The 11,262-nt window shown below is 50.2% G+C and carries 10 protein-coding genes; 6 read left to right on the forward strand and 4 right to left on the reverse strand.

What is annotated here, in order from left to right; genetic code table 11:
- The first annotated feature begins 183 nt into the window (after positions 1-183).
- From BMW93_RS28110 to BMW93_RS28135, 6 genes are all read left to right on the forward strand, one after another.
- Entirely contained in the window at positions 184-1,440 is a 1,257-nt protein-coding gene (locus BMW93_RS28110; protein WP_090384323.1) for a TolC family protein, read from the forward strand.
- 2 nt (positions 1,441-1,442) lie between these two features.
- The gene (locus BMW93_RS28115) at positions 1,443-2,453 is read left to right on the forward strand and encodes an efflux RND transporter periplasmic adaptor subunit (protein WP_229240897.1); all 1,011 of its coding nucleotides are present in this window, start codon (positions 1,443-1,445) and stop codon (positions 2,451-2,453) included.
- Between the two features lie 12 nt (positions 2,454-2,465).
- Positions 2,466-2,765 carry a DUF190 domain-containing protein gene (locus BMW93_RS28120; RefSeq protein WP_090384326.1) on the forward strand — a complete coding sequence of 100 codons (300 nt, stop codon included), beginning with the start codon at positions 2,466-2,468 and terminating at the stop codon, positions 2,763-2,765.
- 1 nt (position 2,766) lies between these two features.
- Positions 2,767-5,913 carry an efflux RND transporter permease subunit gene (locus BMW93_RS28125; protein WP_090384328.1) on the forward strand — a complete coding sequence of 1,049 codons (3,147 nt, stop codon included), beginning with the start codon at positions 2,767-2,769 and terminating at the stop codon, positions 5,911-5,913.
- Positions 5,914-5,963: 50 nt separating this feature from the next.
- Positions 5,964-6,350, forward strand: coding sequence for a DUF5618 family protein (locus BMW93_RS28130; RefSeq protein WP_090384331.1), 387 nt, complete (start codon positions 5,964-5,966; stop codon positions 6,348-6,350).
- Between the two features lie 195 nt (positions 6,351-6,545).
- Positions 6,546-7,184, forward strand: coding sequence for a hypothetical protein (locus BMW93_RS28135; RefSeq protein WP_090384333.1), 639 nt, complete (start codon positions 6,546-6,548; stop codon positions 7,182-7,184).
- Here BMW93_RS28135 and BMW93_RS28140 read toward each other — a convergent pair whose 3' ends face one another.
- The 4 genes from BMW93_RS28140 to BMW93_RS28155 form a co-directional block, all read right to left on the reverse strand.
- Complete coding sequence (locus BMW93_RS28140) at positions 7,185-7,868, reverse strand: NAD-dependent epimerase/dehydratase family protein (RefSeq protein WP_090384336.1); 684 nt, start codon at positions 7,866-7,868, stop codon at positions 7,185-7,187.
- Between the two features lie 58 nt (positions 7,869-7,926).
- On the reverse strand, positions 7,927-8,772 hold the full coding sequence (locus BMW93_RS28145) for an oxidoreductase (protein WP_090384338.1): 846 nt from the start codon (positions 8,770-8,772) through the stop codon (positions 7,927-7,929).
- 88 nt (positions 8,773-8,860) lie between these two features.
- Complete coding sequence (locus tag BMW93_RS28150; RefSeq protein ID WP_229240899.1) at positions 8,861-9,529, reverse strand: AraC family transcriptional regulator; 669 nt, start codon at positions 9,527-9,529, stop codon at positions 8,861-8,863.
- Positions 9,530-9,674: 145 nt separating this feature from the next.
- Positions 9,675-11,147, reverse strand: coding sequence for an IS1182 family transposase (locus BMW93_RS28155; RefSeq protein ID WP_090376304.1), 1,473 nt, complete (start codon positions 11,145-11,147; stop codon positions 9,675-9,677).
- Positions 11,148-11,262 lie beyond the last annotated feature (115 nt).

The raw sequence follows: 11,262 nt of genomic DNA on the forward strand, positions 1-11,262 counted from the left end.
TATTCTATGATAATTGGCAAAGTACTTATTTTCTCTCAAAAATTCAGTTCAGTGGCTGAATACCCCTTACCGTGCGCTCTAATTTATTTATAATGGAATTTTAATGGTTTTATAAAACAGTTTTAATACCATTTTTAGCACGACTGAGAACCTTTGCCCGCAGGTAATTCAAACTAAACGAACATGTGCTATCCAGTTTTAAAGCGGGTTCTCATCCTGACGATGATGGGAATGGCGTCGGCAAGGGCCCAGACAACCTACAGTTTGCAGCAGGCATTGCAAACGGCAAAATCCAATAACCCCATCCTGAAACGCGAGCAATTTAATGTCGACATCTCGCAGGCCGACATTACGACGGCGCAGCTTCGCCCGAATGTGATATTGAACAACCAGTCGTTGCAGCTCGTGCAATCTTCCAAGTTCCCCGAGAATACCGGCTGGTTCAACGGCGCCAACCGGCAGGTTTGGTGGCAGGTTACCAAGCCTTTTCAGTTGCCTGTACAGAGAGAGAACAAGATCAATTTCGCACAGCAAAACGTAAGGCTCACCCAAAAGCAATATGCCGACACGGAACGTCATCTGTTTCAGACAGTTGCGCAGAAATGGCTGGACGTTTGGGCTGCACGCAAGCAGCTTGATTTATTGGGCACCGCGAAGGCCAATATCGATTCGCTGGCCAACATCAACCGCCTGCGCCTGAAAAACCAGGTGATCACCAGCACCGACCTCGCACGCACGGAGCTGCTCGCGAACCAGTACGACATTCAACTGAAATCGGCATCGCAGGATTACCGCAACGAGCTTTCGAACCTCAAATTCCTCATGGGTGTGCAGGACTCGATCCGGATCGACACCACAGACCAGTTCGCATTCGCATTCCCCGATCAGATGGACGCCATCGTACAGCAGGCATTGCAGGACCGCACCGATATCCAGGCCATCAAATCGACGATGGATGTGGCCGACGCGAATATCAAGCTCCAAAGATCCAGCGCATTGCCGGTACCCGAACTGGGTTTGATCTACAACCCGCAGAACAAGGCGCATTACATGGGTGTGTACGGCACGATTGAAATACCCATTTTTTCGAGGAACCAGGGCGAGATCAAGAAATCGCAGGTACTGAAACAACAAGCCGAACAGGATCTCCGCGCCACCGAAACCCAGGTACAGACCGAAATCCTGACCGCTTACAAAAGCTACGTCACGCACAAACAGAACTTACAGAATTTCAATCAGTTACTAACTCAATCCCAAACAATCCTGAACAGTGTTAAATATTCTTACCTCCGTGGCGGGACGACGATCATCGACTTCCTGGAAGCCCAGCGCAGCTGGCTCGATACGCAGCAGCAGTATTACGACGTCCTCGGCCAGTACCGCCAGAGCTACATCGACCTCCTTTACGCATCCGGAATGATCAATCAAATCGCGCAATAATCATGAAGAAGATACTCGTTTGCACCTGCCTGGCCATGGCATTTATTGCAGGTTGCAAGAATAAAGCCGCTAACAAACCTGTCCAGGACAATTCCACGCCGGTCGTGAATGCGTCGGGCACCAAAATATCGTTTCCGCTGGCCGAGAGTGCCGATTTTTTCCAGACTGAAAAGATTTCGAGTTCCTCGCTGATGGCGAATGTGACTGCTCCGGCGAAGGTTTCGGCCACAGTTTTGCGCTCGAACGAAGGCGCCTCGGGCAATATCGTCCTGTTCGATAACCCTGAGCTGTCGGGTAATTATACCCAACTCTTGCAGCATTTGACGATGATCAACCAGATCCAGAATATTAATATCCGTCAGCGCAAAACCGAGCTGTCGCGGATCAGGGATTTGCAGGAACACGGCGCGGCCACCGGCAAGGATTTGCTCGAATCGCAGACGGCATTATCGATGGAAGAAACCAATCTGATCAACGAGCGCGCCGCCATTATCGAGCATGAAACCAAACTGAAAGCAGGCGGTTTCGAACCGAAACAACTTCGCAACGCGCCCGCAGGCACCGCGTACATCATATGCGACGTACCCGAGAGCGACATCAGCCAGGTGAAAAAAGGCAGCAAATGCACGATCCAGTTCACTGCTTTCCCGAACGAGGATTTCACCGGGACCATCGACGACATCGCCGACCTGGTGGACCAGACGACCCGGATGATCAAGCTGCGTGTAACCATTAACAATTCCAATGGTACACTGAAGGCAGGCATGTTCGGCACCGTCGCATTCGGTTTAAGTGAAGGTAAGAGGCTTAGTATCAATAAAGACGCATTGGTTACCGTGCAGGGCCGCAATTATGTTTTCCTCAAAACAGCCCCGAAGGTTTTCGAACGCCGGGAGGTCAATATCGGCGATCAGATCGGCGACCGGATCGTGGCATTCAGCGGCCTGAAAGACGGCGAAGATGTGGTGACGAAAGGCGTCATGCAACTCAAAGGTTTATCGTTCGGCTACTAACCCCCTCCGGATATGCTTCAAGCCCAGATCTTCATCAGTGCCGACCACTGGAAAGACGAAATACCGCTATTTGAATACATTATGCAGTTTTTGGTCAAACAAAAAGTGCAGGGAGCGACAGTATACCGCGGCCGACTCGGCTTCGACGGCAAACATCTGAGCCGCCCCAACGACCTGTTCAGTTTCGACGAAACGCCCATGGTCATTTCCTTCATAGACGAGGAAGAAAAAGTTAAATCCGCATTGACATTGCTTCGGAAAGAGGTGAAAAGCGGGTTTATAGTCACCAACCATGTAGACAAGTGGACTTAAAATGATCAAGAACCTGCTTTTTTTCAGCCTTCGCAACCGGTGGGTCGTGATCGCTGTGAGCGTAGTGCTGATGGGCGTCGGATACTGGTGCTTCACACAGCTCAAAATAGAGGCTTACCCCGATATTGCCGATACTAATGTGATTGTCGTGGCCCAATACCCCGGCCGCGCAGCCGAGGAAGTGGAGCAACAGGTTACCGTTCCCATCGAAAGGGCCCTGCAAAACACCCCGAATGTGCTCGACAGACGTAGCCGGACGATCTTTGGGCTATCCGTAGTCCAGCTGACGTTTAAAGACGGTACAGACGATTATTTCGCCCGTCAGCAAGTTACCGAACGGCTAGCCTCGGCTGAGCTGCCGGATGGCGTTGCACCCGAACTTGCGCCGTTATCAACTGCTGTCGGTGAAATCCTCCGTTACGTCGTGGAAGCACCGTCGAGTTACAGCCCTACCCAGCTCCGCGATTTGCAGGACTGGGTGATCAAACCTGCATTGCTGCAAGTGCCGGGCATTGCCGATGTGACCACTTTTGGCGGCCCATTGAAACAATTCCACATCATTACCTCGCCCGAGAAACTGGTGAAATACGGCCTGTCGATGCAGAATGTGATCGACGCCATCAATGCCAATAACCAGAATACCGGCGGGAACGTGATCGCGCGCGGCGGCCAGGGTTTCGCGATCCGTGGGCTCGGCGCCATTAAGAATGAGCAGGATATTCAGAATATTGTGTTGAAATCAGACAATGGGGTGCCTGTTTTTGTGCGGGATGTCGCCACTGTCGAGATCACTCCTCCTCCGCCAAGCGGGGTGATGGGCTACACCATTACCGCTGATAAAGTGGACGTTAGCAGTGGCGTGGAGGGTATTATCCTGCTCCGCCGCTACGAAAACCCGAGCGAGGTTTTGAAAGTGTTAAAAGAAAGGATCGCCGACCTCGAAGCCAGCGAACTACCCGAAGGCGTGCACCTGAAACCGCTCTACGACCGCAGCTTCCTGATCGACCACTCTTTGGAAACCGTGGCACACACGCTGTTTGAGGGGATTTCGATTGTGGTAATCCTGCTGATCTTCTTCCTGGGTAGCATCCGCAGCGCATTGGTGGTGGCGCTTACCATTCCGTTCTCGCTGCTGTTTGCGTTTATATTAATGCGTTTAACCGGCATTCCGGCGAACCTGCTTTCCCTTGGGGCGATCGACTTCGGTATCATCGTCGACGGCGCGTGCGTCATGGCCGAGCATTTGATCCGCAAATACCGTACAGCCAGCCCCGAGGAAAAACAGCAAGGCATTGTCAAAATCACGTTGCTGTCCGCACAGGAAGTAGGCCGTGAGATCTTCTTCTCGGTAACCATCATCATCCTCGCGTACATGCCCATCCTGCTCATGACGCGCGTAGAAGGCAAGCTCTTCTCCCCCATGGCGTTAACGCTCGCGTTCGCGGTGATCGGATCGATGCTGGCCGCATTGACGTTCATTCCCGTACTCATTTCATTTGCCTACAAAAAAGCATTGGCCGATCCCGACAAACCGATGAAGGAGCATAAGAATTTTGTACTGGATTTTCTTACAAAGTCTTATTCCAATGCATTGAAAGGCTTTTTGAAAAACTATAAGGCCACTGTGCTCGTAGGTTTCGCCGTCGTTACTGTCCTGGTTTTGTTTGGCATAAAACTCGGTACCGAATTTCTGCCGACTCTCGACGAGGGCTCCATTTTCTTGCGCGGCAACTTCCCCGCGGGCATTACGATCCAGGAAAACGCGAGTTATGCCCCCAAAATCCGGAAGATCATCGCCAAATACCCACAAATATCGTTCGTAATCACGCAAACCGGTCGTAACGACGACGGTACCGACCCATTCCCCGCCAACCGTAACGAAATCCTCGTTGGTTTGAAAGATTATGACCTGTGGAGCCATACCATTACCAAAAAGGAGCTGGTTGAAAAAATCAAAGCAGATTTGCAGGCACAGCTTCCGGCCGTGGCATTCTCGTCCGGCCAGCCTATTATCGACCAGGTAATGGAAATTGTGACCGGCAGCGCGGCAGATCTGGCAGTATCCGTGGTGGGCGACGATTTGAATATGATGCGCAAAAAAGCCGAAGCCATTGCCAAAATCGTGAAAGCCACGCCCGGCGCGGACAATGTCAATATCGAGCAGGAAGGTCCTCAGGAACAATTAGCTATCAATATCAATCGTCAGGCAGCCGCCCGCTTTGGTATCAATGTGGCCGACATTCAGAACATGATCGAAGCGGCTATCGGCGGCAAGACCATTTCGACGCTTTACGATGGTACCAAGCGTTACGACATCGTCATCCGTTTTCTGCCCAAATACCGCAACTCGATCGACGCGATCAAGAGTGTGCAGGTGCCGTCGCTCACAGGCGCGCTCATACCTATGAGCCAGCTGGCCGATATTCATTTTATTGAAGGTCAGACGAATATCTATCGTTATGGCAGCAAACGCATGGTGACCGTCCGCACCAACATCCGCGGCCGCGACCAGGGCGGCTTTGTGAAGGAATTGCAGAAAAAACTCAATGCACAGGTGCACGTGCCAAAAGGTTACAGCATCATTTACGGCGGGCAATACGAAAACCTCGAACGCGCCGGTAAACAGCTGGCATTCACCATTCCGCTTACCATTGTGATGGTCTTCCTGTTCCTCTTTATGTTGTTCAAAAACCTCCCGCACACGATGGTAACGATGAGCTGCATTCTTTTTGCGCTAGGGGGCGGTATTGTGGCGTTGCTCATGCGTGGGTACTACTTCAACGTCTCGGCCGGAGTGGGTTTCGTGAGCATATTCGGTATTTCCGTGATGGCAGGCGTGTTGCTCGTTTCCGCATTGAACCGGACGGTACAGGCCAATGAAAACGACCTTGAAACCCATGTACTCGAAGCATCTTCGGAACAGCTGCGGGCAATGTTGTCTATCCTGGTGGTGGCCATTATCGGTCTGGTACCAGCGGCTATTTCCTCGGGCATCGGCTCCGACGTGCAACGCCCGCTCGCAACGGTGATTATCGGTGGGTTAACAAGCACATTGCTCTTCGCACCGATCCTCATTCCGCCGCTGTATTTGTGGAGTGAAAAAAGGCGCAAACCGGAGAAGCCGAGGGAGGTCTTGGAATTGGAATAGGGGTTTGAAAGATGTATTTTTGTTTTATTCCAAACATAAAACACATCACTATGACAGACACAAACACTGTTCTCGAAGCCAGGCGCTATTTAGACAATGCCAGAAACATTTTAAAAGAAAAGGCCGTCAAGGAGAATGATCGTTATACCGATCGAAAGTATGTCAAACTGGCTGGTCACGCTGCATACACTGGCGTGCTGGTCGCGCTGGATGGCTTCTTTGGAATCACAACCAAGAAACGCAAGGATGTTAGCTGGTACAGAGAGCAACTCGCTTCAATTGACAAAAAAGTGTTGGGCAATTTTGTGGACGCATACGAACTGCTGCATTTGTACATGGGCTACGATGGTACACAGAACGCCATAGTCGCTCAGCAGGGCCTCAAACGCGCCGACGAAATCATCCACTGGGTAGAGCAGCGCACCGCCAATTGCTAACTTTCACATCGCCGATAAAAAAATGAAGCCGGGCCCAGCGATGGGTCCGGCTTCGTTGTTATCATGCATTGTATTTCAGCCTTATAATAATTATCCAGTGGAAAAAATGGCTGTTTTTAGCTAAATTTCCTAAGCTGTATGTCCTTAGCGGAACTCGGCGAACTCAACTATACACCTTAAACTATCCATCCATCCATGCAGCTGAAACTCTACGTCCTCTCTCTATTCATGATTTCCAGCCAAATAGCCGACGCGCAATCGTCGGATTCCATCCCCGGAGAATATCATCTGCAAGGCGTAATGGAAACCGCCTCCGCTATCCTGCTCAAACCCGACAGCACATTCGAACTTTACTTCTCCTACGGGGCCATGGACCGCAACGGGCACGGCAAATGGCAGTTTCAGAATGGAAAGATCGTGCTGAACAGCCGCCCGAAACCCGAGCGTGATTTCGCGCTCGTGGCGAGCAAAACTGCTTCCGATGATTTCACTACGGTTAAGATCGTCGACAGTAATGCACAGGTCCTGCCTTTTTTCGAGACGCTTATCAAAACCGCCGGAGGTGAAAAATATGGCAAAATGAACCAGGAAGGCGTATTTCAAATACCCAAAACCAAAACGACCGGTATCGACCTGTTCTTCACGCTGGCGCCGGAACGTTACACTTCATTTCCTGTGCAGTCCGACGATAACTACTTCGAATTCCGTATCGAGCCATGGATCATTGAAATTTTCGTCGAAAATGTCATCCTCAAACCCGGTGAAAACGGCGCTCTTACAGGCGAACACCCGCTCCTGAAAGGCGACGCATTCTCGTACGAGAAAATGAAGTGATCACACGTACTGCCTGTCTCCGACCAGGTTAATATCCTCTACTTCGAGGATATTTTTGTCGTACCCGTATTTCGTGACATGGATCATTGCCTTGCCCACTTGCGTGAGCGTCGACGCGCCGTTGGGGAAAATCGCTTTTACGACCGGGTACAGCCACCCGAGGAGCTTATACAGCGTAGGCAGGTTTTTCTGCCCTTTGGTCGCCTTCATCATACCCGGGCGAAATGCAAACACCTGATCAAAAGGCAGTTTACGCAAATCATTTTCCGTTTTACCCTTCACCCTTGCCCACATGAGGCTGCCCTTTTCGGTGCTGTCGGTACTGGCGCCTGAAACGTAGCAAAACGTCATATCCGGGTTCTGGCGGCTGAGCACTTCGGCCACGTGCATCGTCAGGTCGTAGGTAATGCGCCGGTACTCAGGCTCTTTCATCCCAACCGAAGATACCCCAAGGCAGAAATAGCACGCATTGTAGCCCTTCAACTGGTTTTCTATCGGTGAAACATCGTGAAAATCCTTGTGAACGATCTCTTTGAGCTTTGGATGGGTCATTCCGAGCGGGCGCCGGTTGATCATGAGCACCGACTCCACGTCCGGATTTTCCAGACATTCGAGCAGTACACCCTCTCCTACCATTCCTGTCGTTCCTGTAACGATTGCCTTTATTTTTCCTTCAACGGCCATAGTTTGTTTGGATTTGAAATGCTGTTAATGCCGCAAGATAAGGATATTTTAAAGTCGGCTAGGCGTCAAAATTCGTGGAAACGGACACTGATTTCCAGTTTTCCAGTTCCGCTGCGAAAGTGGCGATCTTGGATTGTGCCATACCGAACGCATCCTCGCCCAATACCAGGTGCAACGGCGGGTTGGCCTCGCCTGCAATGCGGATCATCGCATCGGCTGCTTTGGCCGGGTCCCCCGGTTGCTGGCCGTTGATCTGCTGCTGGTGCAATGCTTCCGAGTCGCGCACCTTCTGGTAATCGGCAATGCCGTTTTTCGGGGTTACAAATGAGCCTGCGGTAAGAAAGTCCGTGCGGAAATAGCCCGGTTCAACGATGGTAACTTTCACCCCGAAATCCGCGACTTCCGCGGCCAGTGACTCCGACAGGCCATTGACGGCAAATTTGGTGGCGCAATAGATCCCGAAGCCCGGAAACCCGCCCGTAATGCCGGCAATCGATGAAATGTTGAGGATATGCCCGGACTGTTGTGCACGAAAATGCGGCATGACCGCACGGATCACATTCAAGGTGCCAAACACATTGACATCGAAATTACCGCGCGACTCGGCATCCGAAAGCTCTTCAAGGCTTCCTGCAAGCCCGTAGCCCGCATTATTCACGACCACGTCTATACGGCCGAATGCGGCCAATGTCTCAGCGACTGCATTGCCCACGCTCTGCTCGTCGGTAAGTGACACGCTCAGCGGCAAAAAATGTTCCCCTGTACTCCCCACAGCAGTTTTCAGTTCATCGATCGAACGTGATGTGGCGGCCACGGCGAAGCCATTGGCCAATAATTTTTGCACGAGTGCCAGTCCCAGGCCTTTGGAGGCGCCGGTAACAAACCATACTTTTCTGTTTTCCATTGTTCTTTGTTGATTGTTTTGAACATGACAAAGGTAAAATGGTGGCCGCGCCCCGGCATTGCGCGGTTCAAACAGATACTTGCAAAATTCAAACAATACGGAATGCGGAGGGCGTCTGGGTGGTCTGCTTCTTGAAAAAGTTGTTGAAATGCGAGGGTTCTTCGAAGCCGAGGCAGTAGCTGATCTCCGAAATATTCCAGTTGGTATGCCGTAAAAGTGCCTTCGCTTCGGTCGTAATGCGTTCTGCAATGTGCGTCGTCGTCGTTTTGCCTGTTGTTTCGCGGATCGCGCGGTTCAAATGGTTCACGTGTACCGAAAGATGCTGCGCGAAATCGTTGGCGGAACGCAATACAAACCGCTGCGACGGCGCCTCGATCGGAAACTGCCGTTCGAGCAGGTCGGTGAACACGGCCGTGATCCGCGAGTTTGCATTGGGATGCTGGTACAATGTCTCGCTCGGTTGCATTTTCAGTGCGTAATGGGCCAGCTCGGTCACATAATTCCGCAGCAAATCATATTTAAACGGATAATCGGAAGCGATTTCATCCAGCATTTTCTCAAAAATCTGACTTACGTGGCTGTCCTGGGCGTCGTTCAGGATGTAGGACGGCTTTCCGCCCACCGCAAACATGGGCAGATCGGCCACATTACCTCGCAGTTTTTCGGAGAAAAACCCCTCTTTGAAAATGCAGAAATACCCGGTAACCGTGTCGCAGGCCGCTTCCCAGGTATAAGGCACCGTCGGGTTGAAGAACATCAGCGCTGTCCCGTCGAGTTCGAGGCTTTTATCGGCGTAATGATACAGGTTTTTGCCCCTTATCAGCGCGATCTTGTAAAAATCCCTGCGGCTATAAGTGGCTGTTGCACAACACTACTGCTTGATTTGAGCTTTGACTTGCCTTTCAAGATATCGATAGTAGAACCGCTCTTGCCAACCTAAAGTAGCATAGGTGGGAGTAAATGATCTCATCTATGCTTTTTTTCGTGGAATCGGTCGCGCTTGGCGACAGCCCGGCCTTGTATTTTAGCAATTTCTTCAAGTTGTAGGCGATGGCGGCCATAATCATACATTTATTTGCCTGCTCAATGCCTTTTGCATTTATTCTACCCATGCCAGTATAATTGATTAGTGAACCAATTACCGGCTCGACAGTGCTGGAACGAAGCTTTTTATAGGTCTTGGCTCTATCGCTGCTCATTCTTTGGTACATCTGATCGTACAATGGCTTATCAAGTGAGTGCTTGATCCTTCTCGTCCCCATATAGTTCAGACACGTACTTTTTATTGGGCAGTTCATACAGTCTGCTGGATTGGTTCGGTAAATCTTTCTCTGGAGCTTCCTGTTTTTAGCAAGTTTTTCATAGCATCTAAATGTGGCATGCACTCCCTTTTTGCAGGTATATCGGTCATTCCCAATATCATAAGTAAATCCCTCTTCTTGCCTGTCTTTTTTGTAACTGGCAGTATTGGGAATGTAACCTTCGATGTTATGCTCAGCCAGAGACCGCATAGCATCTCCACTGCTGTAACCAGTATCTGCTAGTATTTCGTTGACTTGAATATTATGCTCCTGCATATTCTCGACAATTTTTTCGAGTATTTTGGGAAGGCTGACATTGTCAGCAGCATTACCCGGAAAAGCACCGATATAGGTAATAAGATGGCTAGCTGTATCAACACTGACCTGGCTGCGATAATACAGGTTCATTGGCTTTCCCGGCTTCATTGTTATTCGCGCATCCGGATCCGAAGGGCTAACGTGGCTCTCATTTGATGCAGGAACCCTTTTAGTCCCAGTAGTTTTATCGTTGCAAATTGGCTTTTCCAGCGCTGCAACATCTTTATCAACGTTGTCAGCTAATTCCTGAACGTATACGTTGGCATCGGCCATGACCTGTTTTTCAACCATCTTACTGATAGAAGCATTTGCACGCACGAGTGCACTGTCAATAGCCTGACGTTTTCCGGAGATCAAACCATGGTCTACACATAGCTTCAACACCTGTTTAAACAATGTAATGAACTGGTCTTCTCCATAAAGTTTGCGCGTACGACTGAGCGTTGAGTGCCAGGGGAATTCTTCATCTAAGTCATATCCCAGGAAGAACAAAATATCCATCCGCATTCGCGACGTGCGTATTATCCGCCTATCACTGGTAAGATTTTCAAGATATCCCACTAGCATCAGTTTCATAAACACGACCGGATCGATACTCTTTTGGCCTTCACTTCCATAATAGTCAGCCGTGCTCTTGTATAAGAAACGAAGATCAAGTATTTGGCTTAACTGGCGGTAGAAATTATCAGCCGGGACATACTCTGAAAGCTGAAAGTTGATGAACAAACGTTCCTGTTGAATCTTTTTTCCTTGCATGTACTGAAGTTAACCAAAATCGAGGTTTTAGCCAACACCTCCCAACCCCTTAATCTGGGTTTTGCAACATAGAAATCCAAGTGGGTTTAATCCTCATGAGTTGTGCAACAGTCAC

This window comes from Dyadobacter sp. SG02 (genome assembly GCF_900109045.1).
Classification (GTDB): Bacteria; Bacteroidota; Bacteroidia; order Cytophagales; family Spirosomataceae; genus Dyadobacter.